The 20,998-nt window shown below is 41.2% G+C and carries 28 protein-coding genes, 1 tRNA gene and 1 pseudogene; 5 read left to right on the top strand and 25 right to left on the bottom strand.

What is annotated here, in order from left to right; translation table 11 throughout:
- Positions 1 to 33: 33 nt before the first annotated feature.
- Together sipW and tapA are read right to left on the bottom strand one after the other, a co-directional pair.
- On the bottom strand, positions 34 to 606 hold the full coding sequence (gene sipW / locus BLL41_RS15925) for a signal peptidase I SipW (protein WP_083428054.1): 573 nt from the start codon (positions 604 to 606) through the stop codon (positions 34 to 36).
- Entirely contained in the window at positions 590 to 1,345 is a 756-nt protein-coding gene (gene tapA, locus BLL41_RS15920) for an amyloid fiber anchoring/assembly protein TapA (protein ID WP_071578593.1), read from the bottom strand. Before tapA ends, sipW begins: the two co-directional genes overlap by 17 nt.
- A gap of 271 nt (positions 1,346 to 1,616) precedes the next feature.
- On the opposite strand from tapA, the gene BLL41_RS15915 reads away from it, so the two are divergent.
- Entirely contained in the window at positions 1,617 to 1,943 is a 327-nt protein-coding gene (locus BLL41_RS15915; protein WP_071578592.1) for a YqzG/YhdC family protein, read from the top strand.
- Positions 1,944 to 1,985: 42 nt separating this feature from the next.
- Here BLL41_RS15915 and BLL41_RS15910 read toward each other — a convergent pair whose 3' ends face one another.
- From BLL41_RS15910 to corA, 10 genes are all read right to left on the bottom strand, one after another.
- Entirely contained in the window at positions 1,986 to 2,165 is a 180-nt protein-coding gene (locus tag BLL41_RS15910) for a YqzE family protein (protein WP_014480252.1), read from the bottom strand.
- Between the two features lie 71 nt (positions 2,166 to 2,236).
- Entirely contained in the window at positions 2,237 to 2,611 is a 375-nt protein-coding gene (gene comGG, locus BLL41_RS15905; protein WP_071578591.1) for a competence type IV pilus minor pilin ComGG, read from the bottom strand.
- A complete protein-coding gene (locus BLL41_RS15900; protein ID WP_071578590.1) occupies positions 2,612 to 2,992 on the bottom strand; it encodes a ComGF family competence protein in 381 nt (126 codons plus the stop codon). It abuts the gene before it with no gap.
- A 25-nt stretch (positions 2,993 to 3,017) separates the two neighbouring features.
- Positions 3,018 to 3,365: a competence type IV pilus minor pilin ComGE gene (comGE, locus tag BLL41_RS15895; protein WP_071578589.1), complete on the bottom strand. Its 348-nt coding sequence runs from the start codon at positions 3,363 to 3,365 to the stop codon at positions 3,018 to 3,020.
- Positions 3,349 to 3,780, bottom strand: a complete 432-nt coding sequence (gene comGD, locus BLL41_RS15890; protein WP_071578588.1) for a competence type IV pilus minor pilin ComGD — start codon at positions 3,778 to 3,780, stop codon at positions 3,349 to 3,351. The genes comGE and comGD overlap by 17 nt, the downstream gene beginning before the upstream one ends.
- Positions 3,770 to 4,066, bottom strand: a complete 297-nt coding sequence (gene comGC / locus BLL41_RS15885) for a comG operon protein ComGC (RefSeq protein ID WP_003230162.1) — start codon at positions 4,064 to 4,066, stop codon at positions 3,770 to 3,772. The genes comGD and comGC overlap by 11 nt, the downstream gene beginning before the upstream one ends.
- A gap of 13 nt (positions 4,067 to 4,079) precedes the next feature.
- Entirely contained in the window at positions 4,080 to 5,117 is a 1,038-nt protein-coding gene (comGB, locus tag BLL41_RS15880) for a competence type IV pilus assembly protein ComGB (protein WP_071578587.1), read from the bottom strand.
- A complete protein-coding gene (comGA, locus tag BLL41_RS15875) occupies positions 5,104 to 6,174 on the bottom strand; it encodes a competence protein ComGA (protein ID WP_071578586.1) in 1,071 nt (356 codons plus the stop codon). The genes comGB and comGA overlap by 14 nt, the downstream gene beginning before the upstream one ends.
- Positions 6,175 to 6,385: 211 nt before the next feature.
- Positions 6,386 to 6,796, bottom strand: coding sequence for a CBS domain-containing protein (locus BLL41_RS15870; protein WP_071578585.1), 411 nt, complete (start codon positions 6,794 to 6,796; stop codon positions 6,386 to 6,388).
- A 62-nt stretch (positions 6,797 to 6,858) separates the two neighbouring features.
- Entirely contained in the window at positions 6,859 to 7,812 is a 954-nt protein-coding gene (corA, locus tag BLL41_RS15865; RefSeq protein ID WP_071578584.1) for a magnesium transporter CorA, read from the bottom strand.
- A 142-nt stretch (positions 7,813 to 7,954) separates the two neighbouring features.
- On the opposite strand from corA, the gene BLL41_RS15860 reads away from it, so the two are divergent.
- A complete protein-coding gene (locus BLL41_RS15860) occupies positions 7,955 to 9,283 on the top strand; it encodes a hemolysin family protein (RefSeq protein ID WP_071578665.1) in 1,329 nt (442 codons plus the stop codon).
- A 49-nt stretch (positions 9,284 to 9,332) separates the two neighbouring features.
- Here the strand turns inward: BLL41_RS15860 and rsbRD are convergent, their stop codons facing one another.
- Positions 9,333 to 10,169 (bottom strand): RsbT co-antagonist protein RsbRD, encoded by an 837-nt coding sequence (rsbRD, locus tag BLL41_RS15855; RefSeq protein WP_071578583.1) that lies wholly within the window; start codon positions 10,167 to 10,169, stop codon positions 9,333 to 9,335.
- A gap of 85 nt (positions 10,170 to 10,254) precedes the next feature.
- Between rsbRD and BLL41_RS15850 the strand changes: the two genes are divergently transcribed.
- A tRNA-Gln gene (locus BLL41_RS15850) sits at positions 10,255 to 10,325 on the top strand.
- Between the two features lie 66 nt (positions 10,326 to 10,391).
- Here the strand turns inward: BLL41_RS15850 and mgsR are convergent.
- Entirely contained in the window at positions 10,392 to 10,772 is a 381-nt protein-coding gene (gene mgsR / locus BLL41_RS15845) for a transcriptional regulator MgsR (RefSeq protein WP_014664601.1), read from the bottom strand.
- 232 nt (positions 10,773 to 11,004) lie between these two features.
- Here mgsR and BLL41_RS15840 point away from each other — a divergent pair, with 232 nt between their 5' ends.
- Positions 11,005 to 11,250: a DUF2626 domain-containing protein gene (locus tag BLL41_RS15840; RefSeq protein ID WP_003226300.1), complete on the top strand. Its 246-nt coding sequence runs from the start codon at positions 11,005 to 11,007 to the stop codon at positions 11,248 to 11,250.
- 39 nt (positions 11,251 to 11,289) lie between these two features.
- Here BLL41_RS15840 and BLL41_RS15835 read toward each other — a convergent pair whose 3' ends face one another.
- Positions 11,290 to 11,925, bottom strand: a complete 636-nt coding sequence (locus BLL41_RS15835; protein WP_071578582.1) for an MBL fold metallo-hydrolase — start codon at positions 11,923 to 11,925, stop codon at positions 11,290 to 11,292.
- 157 nt (positions 11,926 to 12,082) lie between these two features.
- Here BLL41_RS15835 and BLL41_RS15830 point away from each other — a divergent pair, with 157 nt between their 5' ends.
- The gene (locus tag BLL41_RS15830) at positions 12,083 to 12,256 is read left to right on the top strand and encodes a DUF2759 domain-containing protein (RefSeq protein WP_003230141.1); all 174 of its coding nucleotides are present in this window, start codon (positions 12,083 to 12,085) and stop codon (positions 12,254 to 12,256) included.
- Positions 12,257 to 12,287: 31 nt separating this feature from the next.
- Here BLL41_RS15830 and BLL41_RS15825 read toward each other — a convergent pair whose 3' ends face one another.
- From BLL41_RS15825 to rpmG, 10 genes and pseudogenes are all read right to left on the bottom strand, one after another.
- Entirely contained in the window at positions 12,288 to 12,602 is a 315-nt protein-coding gene (locus tag BLL41_RS15825; protein ID WP_071578581.1) for an MTH1187 family thiamine-binding protein, read from the bottom strand.
- Positions 12,603 to 12,604: 2 nt separating this feature from the next.
- A complete protein-coding gene (locus tag BLL41_RS15820; RefSeq protein WP_071578580.1) occupies positions 12,605 to 13,660 on the bottom strand; it encodes a YqgU-like beta propeller domain-containing protein in 1,056 nt (351 codons plus the stop codon).
- A gap of 67 nt (positions 13,661 to 13,727) precedes the next feature.
- A complete protein-coding gene (locus BLL41_RS15815; RefSeq protein WP_083428044.1) occupies positions 13,728 to 14,858 on the bottom strand; it encodes a M14 family metallopeptidase in 1,131 nt (376 codons plus the stop codon).
- Positions 14,859 to 14,940: 82 nt separating this feature from the next.
- The gene (locus BLL41_RS15810; protein ID WP_071578578.1) at positions 14,941 to 16,857 is read right to left on the bottom strand and encodes an LTA synthase family protein; all 1,917 of its coding nucleotides are present in this window, start codon (positions 16,855 to 16,857) and stop codon (positions 14,941 to 14,943) included.
- A 117-nt stretch (positions 16,858 to 16,974) separates the two neighbouring features.
- Positions 16,975 to 17,940 (bottom strand): glucose kinase GlcK, encoded by a 966-nt coding sequence (gene glcK / locus BLL41_RS15805; protein WP_014664607.1) that lies wholly within the window; start codon positions 17,938 to 17,940, stop codon positions 16,975 to 16,977.
- Between the two features lie 10 nt (positions 17,941 to 17,950).
- Positions 17,951 to 18,167 (bottom strand): annotated as a pseudogene (locus tag BLL41_RS15800) (YqgQ family protein).
- Between the two features lie 111 nt (positions 18,168 to 18,278).
- Entirely contained in the window at positions 18,279 to 19,802 is a 1,524-nt protein-coding gene (gene yqgP, locus BLL41_RS15795; protein WP_071578577.1) for a rhomboid protease YqgP, read from the bottom strand.
- Positions 19,803 to 19,891: 89 nt separating this feature from the next.
- Positions 19,892 to 20,065 (bottom strand): hypothetical protein, encoded by a 174-nt coding sequence (locus BLL41_RS15790; protein ID WP_003230126.1) that lies wholly within the window; start codon positions 20,063 to 20,065, stop codon positions 19,892 to 19,894.
- Between the two features lie 66 nt (positions 20,066 to 20,131).
- On the bottom strand, positions 20,132 to 20,695 hold the full coding sequence (locus BLL41_RS15785; protein WP_071578576.1) for a 5-formyltetrahydrofolate cyclo-ligase: 564 nt from the start codon (positions 20,693 to 20,695) through the stop codon (positions 20,132 to 20,134).
- A gap of 84 nt (positions 20,696 to 20,779) precedes the next feature.
- On the bottom strand, positions 20,780 to 20,929 hold the full coding sequence (gene rpmG, locus BLL41_RS15780; protein WP_003153056.1) for a 50S ribosomal protein L33: 150 nt from the start codon (positions 20,927 to 20,929) through the stop codon (positions 20,780 to 20,782).
- Between the last annotated feature and the right edge of the window lie 69 nt (positions 20,930 to 20,998).

Here is a 20,998-nt window from a genome sequence, read left to right as displayed (position 1 = left end):
TATCGAAACCTGTTGCCAGGTTTACAACTGAAGTTAAGTGGACATGGTGCTGTCCTTTGTATCTGTTTCCAAGGCTTTTGTCTTTCTTTCAATTTCTCTAATGGCGCTGGTGATCGTCACAAAAGCGTACACTAGCAGCATCACGCCGGGAACAATTAATAAAATTGCCGTTCCAATCGGCTGGCTGGCAAAATGAAGCATATAGCCGGCATATGGAAGCTGAAAACCTGTGTATTGCGCGCGAACATTTTCGTCGGATACAGGTGCTGAATCGGCTGCAGCATTATTATCACCTTTTGTTTTAAATAACAAATGGTCTCCTTGCTTAGTTATGTCAACAATTCTGTGGGTGACCGCCGTATTTGCATCCTGCATAAATGTAATAACGTCACCTTTTTGGAGCTCTTTCACATCAGTGATTTCTTTGACCAATATTAAGGAACCTGTATTGAACTCCGGCTCCATCGAACCTGACAGAACTGATTTCAGCGTGTACCCAAACACTGCCGGCTCTCCCCCGGATGAACGTGTTGAAATCACGACAAGTGTCAGCACAATAATAAGAGTAAAGATGATCACGTATAGAATATTACTGATCAGCTTCATTGCTTTTTTCATCCTCTTCCCCGCTTTCCTTCTGATCTGATTGAGTTTCATTTTCTTTTGTTACAGCTTCTTGAGATGTTTCTTCTATCATTGTTTTTTTCTGTATATCCTTTTGTGTTGTTTCCTTTTTGACGTGCGACTTCGTTTCTTTTTTAGGAACTGTCGGTTGTTCATCGCATTTTGCAAGCGTCATAGGCTCCGACCACTCAAATGTACTGCCGTCTGCCGGGTAGCCGGCCGGTTTATATACTTTAAATGCATAAATGCCGGGTTTCATTTTTTTCTTCGTCTCAATTTTATAAAGTGAATCGGCAATTTGATTGGAGACAAACCCTTTTTCGATCACATTCCCATTCTTTAACGGTTTGCGGGCATTTTCCAGCTTATGAAGCTCCCACTTCCACTTTGATTTCTTAAGTTTCTCGCCTGTATTTTTGAGCTCAGCAAATAAGGTAATTGGTGAGCATACAGTCCCTTTCGTATTTGTTTGATCTGATATGTGCAAATCACTTTGATCCCAGCGTTTATCATAATGGCAGTTTTTATCTGTATGCTGAAAATCTTTACACGTTTGAAGTGAGACATCCAATGTTTCAATATCATGAAAAGCAGCGCTTGTATCATCGGAAAATTGTAAGCATATTGCAGCAGTCAGACTGAAAATGACTGAAAGCTGAAAGATAAGCAGCACTTTCAGTTTTGTCTTCGCCTTTTGCTGATTGCGAAACAATCGAACCATATCTTACCTCCTGTAAAACACTGTAACTTGATATGACAATCGTTCTCTTTAAAGAACCGCACAAATAGAGTATAATCAACGATTTATAGATTTAAAAACATCAAAATCGACCATTTCGTTCGTTTAAAAGAATATTTTCGCCATATTACAAGATCTTGCTCAGTATTGCTCATGTTTTCAATTTTTTTGAAATTTTTGGGATTGTTATGTGAGAAATTAAATGCATATCCCGTTCTAATTTGGTAATAATAAACAAAGAAAGGGTGACAGCATGATGATCAAACAATGTGTGATTTGTCTTTCTATTCTCGTCTTCGGCACCGCTGCCGCTTACGCAGAAGAAGCACCGCCCGTAACCGCCCGCCACATGTCCAAATGGGAAGAAATCGCTGTAAAAGAAGCAAAAAAAAGGTACCCGCTCGCACAGGTACTGTTCAAACAAAAAGTATGGGACCGCAAAAGAAAAGATGAAGCAGTGAAGCAATACCATTTAACTCTGAGGGAAGGATCAAAAGAATTCGGCGTTTTTGTGACGATTTCATTTGATCCTTATAGCCAAAAGGTCAATAAAATTGCCATATTAGAAGAATATCAATAAGGTCCTCCATTTTTTTGAAGGACCTTATTCGTTAATTTGCGGTTATTTTTTCCGCTTCAGCCAAAGTCGGAAGCCATAGGGTAAAATACCGAACCACTGCTGGGAAGCAGGCGTTTTTGTTTCTTTCCGCACCTCTTTTCGTTCTTTTCGCTCATCTCTAGGAGTATCTATATATTTGACAAATTGCTGCGTCATATATTTCACATAATCATTCGTTTTCACGTGATCACCTCATCATTCAATTATTATGAAGTGTTATCTCATATGACTTTTTTTATACCCTTTCCACTGCTTTATTCTGTCCAGCTCAGCATTTTTTTCTGTTTTTGATCAAACACGATCAGTGCAGTTCTTTCTGTTCCTGACTCCGTCAACACTTTTAAGTTGATTTCTTTTTGCTCTTTTATCGATGTATCGTGAATGTAATAAGAAACCTGTCCATATGGAAATTGCTGCGTACCCTTCTGGCCTTTCTGTTGCTCAAGAACATGCCGAATTGAAAGAAGCGCACCATTCTGAAGCAAATTCTCTCCTGTGTATAACTCTTTCGTTTCCTTCTCAAACATGCAGCGTGAAATATATTGAGCAGCAGTAAAGTTCACGATTAACAGCACAAGCGCTGACACAAAAAGAACAGCTGGATAAATAAACCCTCTCGTACGGTACATTCACCCTCCTCCTAAATACGAATAAACCGGAAAAGCAGTTTGATACACTTTTTTCTCACTCTCAATTTTCAGCAAAACAACACCATTTTCAATATCAGCTTTCATAGCTGTAATATGATCTAAAATCGGAACATGCCCTCTGCCATCCACTCTTTTTCTTACCATAGAATGATAAACTTCAAAACGGATGTCTTGCCCGGAAAGGTTGGTGCAAATTAAAACGCTCCCACGCTCGGCTGTCTTAACTGCCTGTGACTCCTTGCATTCATTCATCATCTGTTCTATCGAAATCATCCATTCTTGCTGTGTGAAACCGTCATGATCCTGCTGTCGAGATAAAAACAAATGGAAAATCGTTGCTAACGATCCTGATATGAGCAAAAAGACAGAGAGAGAAAATAATACGTTAAGAAGCGTGTAGCCAGTCTGTCTGCAGAATGCTGAGGCAAAATGATTTTTCTTTATAAGCTGCCGCTGAGATGCATACGTTTTGATATTCGCCCTCCTCCTCCCACGTCATAGCATAGGTATGGTTGTTCTTTGTCATCGTTTTTGACGTAGCTCCTTCACCAGTCATGACATATTTGCTAATGCCCTCATTCATCATCTGATAACCGATTTCTCGTGATTCCGCCATATTTTCATCAGCTATCAGCTTGTCCCACAAGGGGACAACTGTCAGCAGCACAAACAGCCATAGGCTTAGCGCAGACATTGTTTCTATTGTAGAAAAACCTTTACTTCCTATCCACATTGACTCTCCCGCTCCCTAAATAAACTGTTATGTTATAAGTCGCATAGCCTTTTACTTGTATTTTTCCGCCTGCATTCGGGTGCCCTTTCTCATTAAATTCCAAACGGTCTTTTAATGTCAGCGGTTTTATAGAAAGTCCCGTTGCATAAGGACGTTCAATTACCGTATCACCCATGACTACTTGATATTCTTTTTTGTGAAAGAGAATTTTTGTTCTTTGTTGACTGGAAATAGCAGTCTGCTGTGCGAGCATCATATCATTTTTCAGCTGCCATGCTGCCTGTCGGACAGCTGTATTGTTATAAGCAGGAGGAAGTGTGGTGAAGACGGCAATTAGGAGGATAGAGGCTATACTTAACACAAGCAAACTTTCTAAAAGGGTAAACCCCTCCTCCCCGTTTAATTTAATGTTCAACCTTAACTTCTCCGCCAGTGATGATAATGCGCTTCCCATTTGGACAGACAGCATCCTTTTTCACATAGCCCTCTGACTGCAAATCGGCAAGGCTTGGAGTTTGTCCTTCATGATCAAGCTCAAATGCAGTCATTTGTGCTTTAACCATGTTTTGTAAGCCTTCACAGCCCTTTTTTTGAATGGTTTGATTATGTTTCGTCACGTTCGGTATTGTAATTAAAAGCAATATCGAAATAATGAAGAGCACGATCAACATTTCAACAAGTGTAAATCCTTTTTCATTCATCAGCCTCTTCCTTTCACATTTGATTCATCATTTGATACATAGGCAAAAGCATAGATAAATACACAAGTAAGATCATTGCAGCAACAAATCCATAAATCATCGGCTGAAGGATGCCTGTCCATTTTTGCGCTTTGTGTTCCAGCCGCTGCAATATGAACTGGCTGTATGTGAAAAGCTCACGATCTAAACGGCCGCTCAGCTGACCGTGGGATATGACTTTTGAAAAATCAGTTTCAAAAAAAGGGCTCCCACAAATAGCAGCTTCAATTGATTCACCGGCTTTTAGCCGTTCAATCACGTGTTCTGCCTCGCAGCGGTAGAAAGGGAGAAACGTTTGATGTTTAAATGCATGAAGGCTGTCATAAATGGAGAGGCCTGATTTTAAAAGGCTGCTTAGCTGTAAAGAAAAAAAGTAGCTGTTAAACAGCCTGACAAGATTTCCAACAAAAGGAATCCTGACACAAATAAGCATTTGCCTGGCAGGTGATTTTTTCTTAAACACCAGCCAATAATAAATCCCGATACCAGCTGAAAAAAATAGCAGTAAAATGATCACAATATCAATATGCTGAAAAAAAGCAAAAAGCATATCGGTTGAACGTGAGGTTTCCATATTCATCGATTGATAGATACCGGAAAATTGAGAAATGATGATGGACTGTAACATATAAAACATGACAGCAACCGTGAAGATAAGGAAAAGCGGATAGCGCAGTACCCTTTTCAGCTGGTCTGCCTGTGCAATTTTTCGTTCAAGCAGCTCTCCGCTCTGGATCATGGAAACAGGCAGTTCACCATGTGTTTCAGCAAAATAACAAATACCTACAGCTTCCTTATGAAATGACAAACGCTTTAATACTTGATAAAACGGAGCCCCTTCCCTCAAACGAGTGACCGTATCAGTCAAGTCAGCTGTCTGCCTCTTATTCATCTGAAATTCCATCAGGCGTAATCCATCCAGAAGTGTATAGCCGCTTGCCGACATTTCTCCGAGCCGCTTTAATAACCGGGCCTGATCCTTTAACGGCCAGGTTTTTCTAATCTTTTTCATGATAAACCCACCGGTCATAGTTGTTTGTCGTTAAATAGCCGAGCGCAATTCCTTTTCTGATAATTTGACGAAGCGTTTGATATTGGTAATTTGCATGATTTCCTTTTGCCTCCTGGATACATTGCTGAAGGTTTTTCCCATAAAGAAGCTCATAAACGCTAGCTCTTCTGGTATTTCGTGACTGACGGCAATACACTGATGAACATCCGTTTTCACAAAATGGACAAGCCAAATCAACCAAGCGCTGAGCCGCTATTGCAATGACAGTCTGTTCGATTTCATTCATATTGATACCGAATTCAAGCAGCCTGTAAATTGCGCCCTTTGCGTCTCTCGTATGAAGGCTCGTCAGTACCAGATGTCCCGTCATCGCTGCCCGCACCGCAATTTTAGCTGTTTCCGCATCTCTGATTTCACCTAAAATAATCATATCGGGGTCATGGCGCAAAATTGCCTTCAGACCTGCGGAATAAGTTACTCCGGCTTTTTCATTCACCTGAACCTGAAGAACGTCTTCGTCCCTAGTTTCAACAGGGTCCTCTAATGTGACAATATTTCGATTAAAGTGTTTTTTTGCATATTGAACGAGAGAGTATAATGTGGTAGTCTTCCCTGAACCAGTCGGCCCGGTAAAAATGAGCATGCCATGGGAATGCTTTAAAAATGAGAGTAATGTAGCTCCTGTCTTCGGAAATAGCGACAGTTTATCAATCGAAGGGATATTGTATTGAGGCATCACTCTGATCACGAGGCTTTCTTCATTAATTGTTGGGAGCGTTGACATTCTTAAATGAACATTTCCCTCTTTCAGCTTTAACGTAAGCGAACCGTTTTGCGGCTTTCGCCTTTCACCTATGTCCATTGCTGAAAGAAATTTAAAATGTGAAATCAGTCTAACGCTCTCCTCTTTTTTCATATTCCTTTTTTTCAGCAAGGCATGATCGACCCGAAAATGAATGATAGCGTCTCGCTCCCTCGGCACGATGTGAATATCAGAAGCCTTTGTTAGATATGCCTCTTCAATCAAGTTTTTGCTTATCTTTTCTATTGAATCCAATTTGATTCCCTCTCCTTTCCATGCGTATTATAGAAAAAGAAGAGGCGGTAATCAAACAGGAAAAACGTGATTTTATGAAGGCGTTATAGGCTGAAAAATCAATTCGTGCTGGCAGAAAAAAGACTTTCAACTGGAATGTACCCCTTTCATATTTATTTTCCCAATATAAAAAAGCAGACATGGTCACCATGCCTGCTTCATTCCATTTTCATTATGCTGTTTTAGAAATTTCACTTAATGCTTCTCCGGCTTTTTGATCAGTATCTTTCTCAACAGAAAGATCGCCTAAGGCAACAATACCGGTAATGTGCCCATTTTCAAGGATCGGTAAACGGCGGATTTGATGCTCAGCCATAAGCTGCCCCGCTTCTTCAGCAGACATATCAGGGTGGCCGGATACGATGTCAGTGCTCATGATGTCACTTGCTTTTACATCCATCTGATTTTCAGCTAAGGATCTCGACACAAGATCCCGATCAGATACAATCCCCTGAAGTGTGCCATTTTCACAGATTGGAATAGAACCGACATTGGAGTCTCTCATCTTTTTCGCTAGTTCCGTGATTGAAGCGTCTGGCTCACAGCATTCTACATTCTTCGTCATGATGTCTCTTATTTTCATGTCCATTCCTCCTTTACCGTTTTCTATTTATTCTTTATCCGCTGCACAAAATATGAAACATCCTAAAAGGTCCGCCTTTTTCGAGATTTCCTTTTCTTCTTCCGCTCCTGCAGCATATCTCCCGTCCAGCCTTTTTTCCTCAAATATAAGTAGATCAGAACCGTAGATGTGACAATCAATAATAGAGAAAAGAGGTATCCGTATTTCCAATTCAGCTCCGGCATCACTGAAAAGTTCATTCCCCATAAGGCGCCCAGAGCTGTGATCGGCGTAAATAGCGTCGTGAAAATGGTCAATGCTTTTACAATTTCATTTCCCCTGTGTGAGGTAATGACTTCCTCTGAATGCAGCAGATTGTTCAGCTCCCCTTCAAATTCGCTGATGTATGTAAATCCCCTGTCAATTTTCTGGTGTGTCCGCTGATAATCCTTTTTCCCTTCATTTTGAGGTAAAAAGGTTTCTTTCAATGCCATTTCAATTTTTTTGGCGCTTAATATTAAATTTTTCCAAATCATCAGTTCATGGCGCAAGAGATGGACACGGTTTAAAATGCTTTTGCTATTGTCATCTTTAATTTGCCAGCGGAGCTTTCTCAGCTTTACTTCAAATTCATCGACACCGATTAAATACGCATTCATTAGTTCGCCGAGAAGAATTAAAAACCCCTCTATCGCATTGTCCGCTCTTTCCATTTGCCTAACAACTTCTTTTCCTTTAATCTCTCTCAAAATCGAAAAGTCAAAGTTGATTGTAAAAAAATATTGCCTGGTGATATAAAAGTGAAAAACAGTATGGTCTTTTTCTTCACCAAGCCCCTGATCATAAACAATCGACCCAAATACCGCTTCATTTTCCGTTTCAGTTGTATCTACTCGCAAAAAATTAACGTGATGGTTATTTTCAAACCACTTTTCACACTGAGGCCAGTGAGAAAAGTGGATGAGATCCCTTGCCTTACTTCTTTCCTGAGGCCCCATTTGGTACCAAAACCAATCTTTTCCCGTATGTGCCTTCATGTCAAGCTCCTCCAAACTTTTGTTCTTTATTCTTTAATTGCCCAATAACCGCGTCACTAAACCATCGTGCGGCTTTAACACATGTTTTATGAGCATTTTCCGGTGGTATGGAATGGAGAAAGACATCGGAAAAGGGAGGTGCATGCCTTCCTTGGAGAAGGCAGTTGTTTTGGAACTTGTCAATTTACTAGCAGTCGCTATTCTCATTTTATTAACAGGGTTTTTTGTTGCCGTAGAATTTTCAATTGTAAAAGTGCGGCGATCCAGAATTGATCAGCTTGTCGCAAAAGGAAAGAAAGGTGCAAAAGCGGCAAAGCATGTCATCACTCACCTTGATGAATATTTATCAGCCTGTCAGCTGGGCATCACAGTCGCAGCTTTAGGATTGGGATGGCTTGGGGAGCCGACTGTGCAAACTCTGCTTCGGCCGCTTTTTCATAAAGCAGGCTTAAATGAATCGCTTACCCACCTACTTTCACTCGTCATCGCGTTTTTAGCGGTTACGTATTTAAATGTCGTTATCGGGGAGCTGGCGCCAAAGAGTTTCGCCATTCAAAAGGCAGAAAGCATTACCTTGTTGTTCGCTAAACCGCTTATTTGGTTTTATAAGATCATGTTTCCATTCATTTGGCTGCTGAACCACTCTGCCCGATTGATTACAGGAGTGTTCGGACTGAAACCGGCATCAGAGCATGAGCTGGCATATACAGAAGAAGAGCTGCGGGTCCTATTGGCTGAAAGCTATAAAAGCGGTGAGATCAGAAAAAGTGAATTAAAGTACATGAATAATATCTTCACCTTTGATAAACGAATGGCAAAGGAAATTATGGTGCCGCGAAATGAAATGGTCAGTTTATCACTAGATGAAGGCTCCATTTCAAATCTTCAGGAAACAGTCAAGCAAACAAAATATACACGGTATCCAGTTGTAAGAGAAGATAAAGATAACGTCATTGGCGTGATCAATATGAAAGAAGTGTTGTTTTCCATGCTGACGAAAGATTTTTCACTCAAGAAGCATCAAATTGAACCTTTTGTTCAGCCTGTTATCCATGTCATTGAGACGATTCCTATTTATAAACTGCTTCTGAAAATGCAAAAGGAACGCACTCATATGGCGATCCTAATAGATGAATATGGCGGGACTTCCGGTTTGGTCACTGTCGAGGATATTATCGAAGAAATTGTAGGAGAAATCCGTGATGAATTTGATGCGGATGAAGTGCCTCATCTACGCGAACTTGGAAAGGATCACTATATATTAAATGCAAAATTATTAATCAGCGACGTTAACAGCCTGCTTGGTACAGATTTATCAGACGCAGAAGTAGACACCTTGGGCGGCTGGTTTCTGACACAAAACATAGACGCTGAGCCTGAAAGTGTCATTGAATATGATGGCTACTCTTTTAAGGTAAAAGACATCGACAGCCATCACATTTTATTTATAGAAGTAAAAAAAGCTGAATAGCCCGAGAAAGGCTGTTCAGCTTCTACTTTCAGGATGAACGACAAAAGCATCAACACTCTTTTATTTTAAATCCTTTATTGGCCAGAGCTTTAGCAAGACTTTGCTCGGTCTTCACATTCGAAAAATCCAGCCCCAGCTTCACGACAGTTTGGGCAATTTCCGGCCTGATTCCTGAAATAATTGTCTCAATGCCGAGCAATTTGGTGCTGTCAATCACTTTAAAAATTTGATAGGCCACCATGGTATCAACGATTGGAACGCCCGAAATATCTAAAAATAAATAGGAGAGCTTTAACGCTGAGCACTGCTCCAGCACCGACTCCAAAATCGTCCTCGCTCTGTAGGTATCAATTTCACCGACAAGCGGAAGAATCCCTATTCCCTCTGTAATCGGCATAATCGGCGCGCTCAATTCATTAATCATTTCTTTTTGCGCGTTTAATTGTATCATGGTCACCTGATGATATTCTTCCGTAAACACTTCAATGATCCTATCAATGTTTTGATTCAAGATCCGGCTCCACTCATAAAAATCCCGAATGCTGATTTCTTGAGAAGAAGCTTCGCTGAATTTCTGAATCCATTCAAACATGATGTGCCTGAAGGCGTTGAACTGGCCTACACTTTCTGTTACCGTCACTTCATGAACGGCACGGTCTCTGGCGCATTGAAGAGACCATCGATTGAGCTCATCCGTTACATCTTCTTTTCTAAGGGATTTTGCTACGATGGTCACCAATAATTCATGCTGGTCTTTTAAATTTTGTGCTAGTTTTTGCTGATCTGTCGCTGAATACAGCCAGCTGCCTTTTGACGTACAAACTTCCAGCCATTGTTGCGTGATATCTTCTTTGTGCTCTGTTAAGTGCTGATCAAGAGCTACCATCTTAATGAGTTACCTCCTGTTTTTGAAAAATTATGCTTTATATGTATAACGCATCTGCCTTTACACATACTATGTTTACATTCAATGGGCTATAGCCAAGCGGTAAGGCAATGGACTTTGACTCCGTGATCGTTGGTTCGAATCCAGCTAGCCCAGTTTCTGAACAGGTGAAAAACCGAAGATAAGCTGATTCGTATAAATCAGCGGATCTTCGGTTTTTCATCATGCAGATTGATGAACCGTTTTCTTCTTTGATAATTTCAACAGTTCTCCCGGGTTGTAACCGATCACCAGCTTTTTGTTATCCACTAGAATCGGGCGTCGCAAAAGCTTTGGCTTCTCGATTAAAAGTTCCAGCACCTCATTTACCGTCATTTCTTCGATGTTTAAATTTAAATTTTTGAAGGTCTGGCTTCGTGTCGCTAAAATTTCGTCAATGCCTTCTGTCGTTAACGATAAGATGTACTTTAATTCATCTATTGTCGGGGTTTCTCTGAATAAGTGCCGTTCGTTAAATTCAATTTGATGTGCTTTAAGCCAATGTTTTGTTTTTCGGCATGACGTGCAGCTTGGATATGAGTAAAAAGTTAATTGTTGTTCCATTGTTTATTTTCCTCCTCAGTTAACCATCTCTTTGTAGAATAACTACCCGGATCATTTTTCATTTAAACCATTTTCAGAACTTTTTTCGGATTATTTTTTTAAAAACATTCATACAATAGAGAACGCAATCAAAAGGACAAATTCCATTTGTATATTAATCATGAAAATGTTTACATTTCTAGGTGTGATCTATTATAATAACAGTCAGAGAGACTCTCGGGAGGGGATAAAAATGAATCGCATGTTCCGGGTGTTAGGATTTTGGACGGGAATTTTTGCAGTCATGTTTTATTTAGGTGATATGAAAGATGCTTCCCTTTTATTTTTTGGACAGACGATCTTATTTGTGTTTCTATCGTATTTGAACTTAACTGAACGCATGTATATTTATATTTTTGGCGCTTATTTAACGATTTTCTTCGCCGGCTTTACATATTACTCAATTTTTATTATGGTGCCCGGCGGCGGAGGCCATTAAATGCAAAAAGAGACAAACCTTATCGGTTTGTCTCTTTTTTCACAATGAAAACCCATTTAAAAACGGATTTTGATCCTGCTCAGTCAGTACGTCTGTTTCAGGTCCATGGCCGCTTAACACCAGCGTGTGCTCCGGCAGTGTAAGCAGTTTTTCATGAATGGATGTCAGCAGCGTCTCCTGATCGCCGCCTATTAAATCGGTACGCCCTATACCGCCTTGAAACAGGACATCTCCAGAGATCACCAAGTCTGCATCTTTCACGTAGTAAGACACACTGCCTGGTGAATGTCCCGGCGTAAATAATGTTTCCAAATGAAACGGCCCGATATTCAACTCACCGTCGCCTTCAATCAAATGATCTGCAGGCTTAGCTGTAACTTCTATCCCTCGCAGCATACCGGAGCCGTTTAGAGAGGCATCCGTAAGCCAATTTTTTTCATTTTGATGTAAGTAAACAGGAATACCCCATTTTTCTCTCACTTCATCAAGCGCCCCGATGTGGTCAAAATGGGCATGTGTAAGCAAAATGGCTAAAGGCGTCAGCCCTTTTTCTTTTATGTATTGATTGATTTTATGTCCTTCGCCGCCCGGATCAAAAATCAGGCATTGATCATCGCTGATGAGAAAATATGCGTTCGCTTGAATCGGCCCTACTGGCATTCGTCTCCATTTCACTATTATCACCTCTTTCTTTTTTTATGCTCTTATTATGAGGGTTTTTTAAAAAAGATTCAAACAATCGCAATGAAAACGCTATCGACAAACCTATAAAAAACAGGTAGAATAAAACTGGAAAGAATTGCAGGTTTTTCAATGTAAAGGGGGCTGTGTTATGTTACTTGTTGTGATTTTCGGCCTTGTCGCTCTTTTCGCTTTATGGGGAGTCTTGCGTTCTGTTAGAAATAAAAATATACTTGGGTTTTTATTAGCCGGCGCCACCTTATTTGTCTTTGGCTGGTTTACCGTGATGACCGTAATAAACAGCGGCTATCCAACCGCACATTAAAACCTGTATCCGATGGGATACAGGTTTATTTTTATGGCTGTAAATGTTTTTTGACACTTTCTATTTTGCTCTCAAGCGTCGTTTTTTTGTCACGTCTGTCATCAATGCGGATATTCGTTGCCACTCTGTGCATTCCTTTTTGAAATGGCGCTTCGTGAATGGCCTGAATGACTGTGAAAAGGTCACTGAGTTCTCCCTCGATCAGCGTATTCATCGGTGTCAGCTGATATTTGATTTTCCCTTCAGCTTGATATCCTTCTAAAATCTTTTGCACATCGGCCACGTAAGCACTGACACTGGGTGTTTCCGTACCGATTGGGATAATGGTCACATCTGCGATAGCCATCGTTACTCCATCTCCTTTTGATCAATAATGAGTTGCTTCGTTTTATGTGATTTCAATAAAATGATTTGCTCAAAATGAAAGCCGTATAACGCATATTTCCCATTCGGAGATATTTGAATCGGCTCCATTTCCCGCAGAGAGACGAGATCTTTTGTCTCTCCCGATGCCACATTGACTGCAGCAAGCTTATAAGCATCACCGCTTTGTTTGAACGTATAAAACAGGCCTCCCGCTTCATCATAGTCATACTCCATTGGAGCCAAACTTGTATATTTCGTTTGGAGCGGCCATTTCACTGTAACAGGTGATTTTGTATGCGGCGTTTCAAACTGATACGTCCCTTTCCCTCCGGAAGCTGACTTCACAGTAAAACTCATTTGATGGAAAGAATCGAAGAAAAGAACGTTTTCCTCAAGCTTTTGTTCCGTCTTAGAGGCTGTATTGAACGTATATAAAGGCCCTGTTTTTTCGTCTCTTTCCTCTTTTACATAATCAAATGTATTTTTGGATGTCCAATGAATAAACGGAACCTGTATCGGACTTAAGAAAGACTCGTCTTTTTTAGCATTCACCTGATATGTATGGAAATCCCAGTTTTCACTGAATTCCGTAACCATTATTTGATAAGGATCATACTGATTCCAGGCAGCCTCCAGTTCATACGTTTCGTAATCTTTTTCGTAAAGCGTCTCTCCTTCTGCATTAAGCAAAACCACTGCTGTCTTTTGGCTATGTGTGATTTGCAGCAGAATCATCTGCTCCCTCGCATTGATTTGAACATCAACGATTTGACCATCCGTTTGATAGAGCTTTTTCGATTTGCCTGTAAAGATACGGTACGCAAAAAGCTCTGTCTTCGTCGGATTAGATGCAGTATACAAAATGGTACTGTTATTCAGCCAGCCTTCCACCCCGTCCGCTTTTTCCGCGGAAAGCGGTATGATATCTTTTTCCTCATCATTTGCCGCTGATGCCTGTTTTTGCTGCTGATGAGATGGTTCGCATGCCGATAAACTAAACAGCAATGCCGACAGCAGAATGAAACAAACTGATCTCATCAGCCTCCCCCTCCGATCCTCTTTATTGTCTCATATTTGCTTCGGCAGAAAAAAGAAAAAGTTTAAGTTACTCATGAAAAAATAACGCTCTCCACAAGATGCCGTTTGTGGCGTTATATATATGTGAAAACTGCTGAAACGGCAAAGGATTTCGGCCTTTTCCAAGTTCCACCGTGTACCCTTCTTTAAAATAGTGGTGAATAAACCAATCGCGAAATCCCGCGTAGCTGTCTATATCCCTTACTCCCTTATAAATGTTCCCGCTTATCTCCTCAAAATCCTTTATAACAGCGGCAGATTCTTCAGGCTCAAGGCCTTTATAGCCCCAATAAATTTCTTCCCCTTGAGTATGGAGAGCCAGCAGTCTGTCAGGCGGATTCTCCGTTATCAGCCGGTACATCGCAATGGACTCCGGCTCCGTAAGCGGAGAGATTCCTGGAAAATCGCGGTAGCTGGGCGCTGTCGGTTTTCGGTATTTTTCAATTTCCCATAACGAAGGGAATTGTTTATTTAAATCAACCCCGTTTATGTTCGCCTTCCATTCATTAAAATTCGGACGATGTTCATTTAGCCTCTCGAGCTCATCTCTTCTGGCTCCCATAACTTCTGATCCGTTTAAGACAAGATCCACGCCATCCGGATTGACAAGAGGAACGAGGGATAAGGATGTGCTGCTAAACAGCTGTATGGGAGAAAAGCCGAAGAAGGGCGAGTTGCAGCATAATGACATACAGTATTGCTTAAACCATTTTAGCAGGACAGACGTTGTAATCCACTCATTCGCATGAAATGACGCATTCATATGGACCTTTTTTACGGCATGTTCCCCACCAGCCTTCAGCTCCCAGATAGGCCTTCCGAGTACAGAACGGCCAATTTCCCGGCATGAGACAAACGGAAACACATCAATGATCTTCTTTATTTCCTTTTCAACAGCTGTTTCATCGTAGATTTTCTCTTGTTCAATCCAGTTATCAGAAAAGTCCAGCTGCCGAGGCTGTAAAAACCGCTTTATGTCCTGTATGGTTTGAAGCTCTTTGCCACTATGCTCTTCTATCACATAACCAGGGCAATACAATTGGTGTTTCTGTGCGGAACGATTTGCACGTCTAAGTAATTCCTCGTCTATCTTCAGTTCTCTCGCCACTCTGGACAAATTGTTCTTGATCTCAGGCTTCACCGTAATAAACGCCATCATCATCCCCCTTTTTTGTTACTATATGACAGCGCATTAAAAAAAAGAAAGCCTCCCGCTCACTTTGATGCGGGAGACATTGTCATTACGATGCTTGATCAAGCATTTGTTTTTCTTTCCGTTTTGACGAATTGTCCAGCCTTTTCTGATCATAAAATCGCAACAAATCTCCATAAATGATTTCATCAGAAAGTGATAGCTCTTGTTTCGCTTTATCAGCAAATGCTTCACATTGTTGTGTCTCTTCTAACGGTTTCCCCGTCTCTTTGTCATAACACGCACCGTCAGTATATACAACCTGATCCGTGATAAAGCTCCCGTCCCGGAGCACTGTAAAATCCAGTTTTTCGTCCGAAAGCAGATCGTTGCCGAATTGAATTTGATCTTTCGTATTAATTCCTAAAAGATTCATCAGCGTCGGCCTGATATCAATCTGCCCGCCTACTGTTTCAATAGTTTGCGGCTTTTTATCAGTAATACCCGGAATATGAATGACAAGCGGCACTTTTTGGAGCTGCACCTCTTCAAATGGAGTTATTTCTTTTCCTAAAAACTGCCCCATCGCTTCATTATGGTTTTCCGATATTCCATAATGGTCACCGTATAATACAATAACAGAGTTGTCGTATAACCCGTCTTCCTTCAGCTTTTCGATAAACCGTTTCAGCGCCTCATCCTGATAACGCACTGTCGGAAAATATTTATTTAGCGTCTGGCTGCTTGAATCATATTCATCAATCAATTGATCCTCTTCACCAAGATCAAATGGGAAGTGGTTCGTCAGTGTGATCAGCCTCGAGTAAAACGGCTGAGGCAGATTTTTCATCAGCTCTGAAGACTGCTCAAAAAATTCTTTATCCTTAAGTCCCCAACCGACTGAATTTTCGTCAGTTACATCATACGAGTTAATATCAAAAAACGAATCATATCCAAATGAGTCGTACATTAAATCACGATTCCAAAAGCTTTTATTATTAGCGTGAAGCACCGCTGAATAGTATCCGCTGTTTTTCAAAATTTCAGGAGCGGCCATATATTGATTGCCCGCATTCGTAAAAAACACGGCACCTCGTCCAAGCGGATACAGTGAATTGTCCACGATAAATTCAGAATCCGAGGTTTTCCCCTGGCCTGTTTGGTGGTAAACATTATTAAAGTTGTAGCTCTGTTTTATAAAGTCATTCAGAAAAGGCGTGATTTCTTCCCCATTCACTTTTTCATTAATCACGAAGCTTTGCGTCGACTCTAAGGATACCAGAATGACATTCCTTCCTTTTGCAGCGCCGAATAAGCTTTTGTTGGCATCTTTCGCATTAGCGGTTACGTAGTTTTCAATTTCCGTCAGACTGTTGCTATCTGCCAACGCTCTCTGTGCGGATTGCTTTGACTGAAGAACACCGTCGTAAATATGAAAATTAAACAGGCTAATGTTTTTAACAAGCATTTCTCTGTCAAATGAGCGTGTCAATAGCTGAGGTCTTTCCGCCTCAGACAATCCCAGGTTGAAGAAATAAACAGAAGCAACGAACAAAAAATAAGCCGCCCGTTCATTTTTCGTAGAGGGAATGTCCGATTGAAAAGCTTTTTGCCGGATGTAAAGCCATATTAAAACCGCAATATCTACACCCAATAGTAGGTCTGTCGGTTCAAGAAGTGTTCCGATGCTGCTCCCGAGATCACCCATATTGCTCGTTTGAAAAAGAACAGGAATTGTTAAGAAATCATTGTAAAAACGGTAAAAAACCATATTAGCCAGCAATACAAAAGTGACTAGACAGCTCATCGCGATAATGTAGCGATTTCTGTTTTTGCCTTTTAAAAACAGGCTGAAGCCAAAAATAAGCAACAAAAAACTCAATGGGTTGATAAACAGAATAAATTCCTGTGTTAGATTGTCGATTTTAATATGAAAACTGGTTTTGTAAACAGCATACGTTTTCAGCCACATCAATAAAATGGCAATCAGCATAAATGAAATCTTCGAAAAAAACGTTTTTCGCATTTCAACCTCCTATGCAGCACGCTCAAAAAAAATCAGTCAATTCCCAACATTCTCATTAACACATCAAATTAAATCTTAACCTGAGCACAACAAAAAATCAATTTCATTTACACAATTTTAACAATTTTGGTGTTTTAGCCATTCGTTTTTAGCGATCCAAGCGCCTCCAATAACGCCGGCATCATTTCCAAGTGCTGCGATTGAAATATCAGCAGCTTGGGCTGCCCGCGGAAACGCGCATTTGCGGAATGTTTTCTCGACTTTTGATCTCAGCAGCTCTCCGGCTCTCGATACGCCGCCGCCAAGAACGATTTTTGACGGATTAAGCGAGCTTGCCAAATTTCCTAGCACCAAACCAAGGTGCTTGGCTACATAATCAACCACCTCAAGGGCAATTTCGTCATTTTCACCAGCCGCTTCAAACACATCCCGCGCTGACAATTGTTCAGTTGCTTTTAAACGTGTCGTCTGCTTAGCATTCGCTATTTTTTCTTTTGCAATTCTTACAATTCCTGTTGCCGATGCAATCGTTTCGATACAGCCCGTCTTGCCGCAGTTGCAAGGCGCTCCGCCTTCAGGGATGCTGCAAATATGGCCGATTTCTCCGCCGGCGCCATTTATGCCATGTACAATTTCACCATTTGCAATGATGCCGCCGCCAACTCCTGTGCCAAGCGTCACGAGAATGACGTCCTTCGCGCCATCACCCGCTCCCTTCCACATTTCCCCGAGCGCAGCAATATTCGCGTCATTTTCTATCACAGCTGGGATGCCGGTCTCTGTCTCCAAATGGTTTTTTAAAGCGTAATTTTTCCATCCTAGATTTACTGTTTCATAAACAACTCCTGCCGCCATATCTACAGGACCTGGTGCGCCCATTCCGATGTATTTGATGAGGTGCTTCGGTTTTTGCAGCTCATCCAGCTTGCTGTCGATTGTTTTTGCAATTGTAACGGTAATGGTGTCGCCAGTTTTATCAGTCGGGACTTCCCATTTATGCTGAATTTCACCATATTGATTAATAAAAGCGAGTTTAATCGTCGTTCCTCCCAAGTCAATGCCCGCAAACCAAATCTCATCCATTTTTATCACCTTAGCCTTTATAAAAATCTCTTAACGTTTTTTGTTTGTTCCAATTCTTTTCGAAGGACTGCCGCCGCTCTGGCCCACTGCTCCTTTTCAATCATGTGGTTCATGTATAACTCCTTTAATTCATCTAACATAAACTCAATTTCAAGCTCTCTGTCTCCAAAATAAACAATGTGGCCAAACGTTTTTAACAGCTGCTGCACATCATAAAATGTATTCATTTTTCCTCACCATTTCTTGATCTTAACTTATCATAAGCGTATTCATATGGAAGCGGTCCGTCAAGAAGAAAACGCTGACAAAAAAGCCAGCCCCCTTACCCTATTCCACCTTTATGAACGTTTATTGTTTTCAATTTGCTGCTGGAGCTCTTTGTAGCGCTTCTCCTTCGGCTTCAGTTTCACAGCCGTCCGGATGGCCTTTTCTGCTTGGCCAAGCTCATTTTTTTCTATATATAATACGGCTAAATTGTAATATGAAGCATGGTCTTTAGGCTCTTTTTTCACTGCTCGTTCCAAAAGGGAAACTGCCTGATCGTATTCGCCGAGTTGAATATCAGAAACCGCCAGGATTTTCAACAGATCGGCAGAGGCATCTTTTTGCTCTGCTTCTCCGTTTAGCAATTCCGTTACTTCTTCATACTTGCCTTCCTGATGAAGCTCGCTTGCCTGCTGAATCAGCGCTGACTCCTGGTGGGAAGGCGAATGCAATCCGTAATATAAAAATCCAGCCGCCAAAGCAATCAGTAAAACCGCTGACAACAATCTTTTCCCAAAGACTCCGGCTTTGGGAAACCCCAGTGCTGCAGCGCCGAAAAAGCCGCCAATCAAGCCGCCAATATGTCCCGAATTATCAATATTCGAAACCGCAAAACCAAAGCCCAGATTGATGATAATTATGACAATAATATTGGTGCCTATGGTTTTCAAAAACATTTTCCGATTCGACAAAGCTACATACAGCAGTGCGCCTAAGCATCCGAATATGGCTCCTGATGCGCCTGCTGAAGGATACGGGCTGAACACAAAGCTCGCAATCGAACCCGTAATGCCAGCCGCCAGATAAATCAGCAGAAACCTGCCCGATCCATACATGCGCTCAACCGCTGTACCAACCGACCATAAAGCCAGCGTATTAAAAGCTAAATGCGTTATGCCAATGTGAAGCACGATCGGTGTCAGAAGACGCCACCATTCTCCTTGTGCAATCAGGCTGTTTTCCTTTGCTCCAAAAGCGACCAGCGTCTCCGTATTAGTGCTGCCTCCGTTTATTTCGAGCAAGAAAAACATCAGGATTTGAAGCGCAATAAATAAATATGTAAAAATCGGTTTTCCGTTTTGAAAAACCGCCGCTTCAGTTTTTCTCTGTTCTTCTTGTTTCTGCACTAGCGAAAGGAAGCGTTCTCGCGCCATTTGCGCGTCTTCAAACGAAATGTGTTCCTCTGTACAATCTTCTGTACGAAATGATGGAAAAACCGCTTGAAGATCATCTCGAAGCATCGATCCTCTAACGATCGCAGGTTCAACTGACACAGTTCCCTTCTCAAAAGTTTGTTTGGCAATTTCTATCCAGTCATCAACAGGAGCTTCGGTTGAAAAAAATACATTCAGCAGCTTCATCCTTCGTCTGCCCAATTGATTTCTGACTCTTTCTACTCGTTCGGCCTGCTCTTCGATGTCTCTAACCATTTCTTGACGGAAATCAAGATCGTGCTTATAAAGACGAACTAGATCATGAGAGGACTTGTCCGGCGCTTCCAGCCATATTTCATCTGACTCGCCGGCTTGTATGACGCCATACCCGCTTTTCACCAGATGCGTTGCCACTTTCCAATATGTATACTCCAGCAAAAACATGTTTACCGCTCCAATAGTTTTTTTTCATTATAACAGCTGGCGGTCCGAAACGCCTACTGAAAGCAAAAAATCCCGTTTTTCACGGGATTTTAGAAAGCTTGCTGTATAAACTTATTGCGGATAAACGGAATTCTTAAAAACAAATGGATAAAAGACCGCCTGATTCCTGGCTGGCTGAGTACAGTATTCATAAGACGGTAGCGATTTTGATAAAACATGACGGCAGAAACAGCAAAAATGGCATAAATCAAAAGTTTTTTCATGATATCCCTCCTGCCAATAGGGTTTGTTATTCTACCTGATTTATTCTCGAAAAAGAGGCAGGAAAGTTATGAATAACAAGAAATGATGCGATCCTCTGTTATCAGCTTATGTACCGGCATGTCGTGCGGCAGACGGGGTACATTTGCAAACAGCTGGCACTCGAAAAGCAGAGAGACTGTCTTTCCTTCATATTCACTTAAATAACGATCATAATAGCCGCCTCCAAAGCCGATCCTAAACCCGTTAACATCAAAACAAACACCTGGAACGATCATCAAGTCAATTTTTGATGGGTTTACTTCTTTAGTTTTTTCAATTATCGGCTCAAGGAGTCCGGCGTAAACGGTTTCGAGCTGATCATCAGTCTGATATGCGCGAAATTGCATTTTCTTCGTGTCAGGATGGCATTTTGGGATGCAAACTTGCTTTCTTTCCTCCCAAGCCTGCTCAATGACAGGACGCGTCGGTATTTCTAGTCCTCTGGAAATGGTGACGGCAATGGTGCCGGCATTTTGCCAGTCCGGCAGAGAAAACAAATACTTATATATACGTTCCGTTTTTTGAAGCAGATCTTCATTTGATAAAGCAGACAGTTCCTCCATCGTCTTTTTTCTTAATTGTGATTTCATCTCTCATCCCCCTCGGAATAGAAAAAAAGCCAGAACCTTTTTCAAAGCTCTGGCTTTTTTCTTACACCTCAAACAGCAAAGCTGTTATTTTGTTTCACGGTGTAACGTAGATTTTTTATCACGTGGGCAATATTTTTTAAATTCAACGCGGTCTGGATTGTTGCGTTTGTTCTTTTTAGAAATATAGTTACGCTCACCACATTCAGTGCAAGCCAAAGTAATATTAACGCGCATTATTTTCCCTCCAAACTAAAATCATTTACTTATTCAGACTTATATATAATACCACTATAATGGACGGAA

Origin of the sequence: Bacillus sp. FMQ74, assembly GCF_001875785.1 — a bacterium.
Classification (GTDB): Bacteria; Bacillota; Bacilli; order Bacillales; family Bacillaceae; genus Bacillus; species Bacillus stercoris.
The sequence above is the reverse complement of the archived record's forward strand: the minus strand, read 5'-3'. Positions and strand labels throughout refer to the sequence as shown.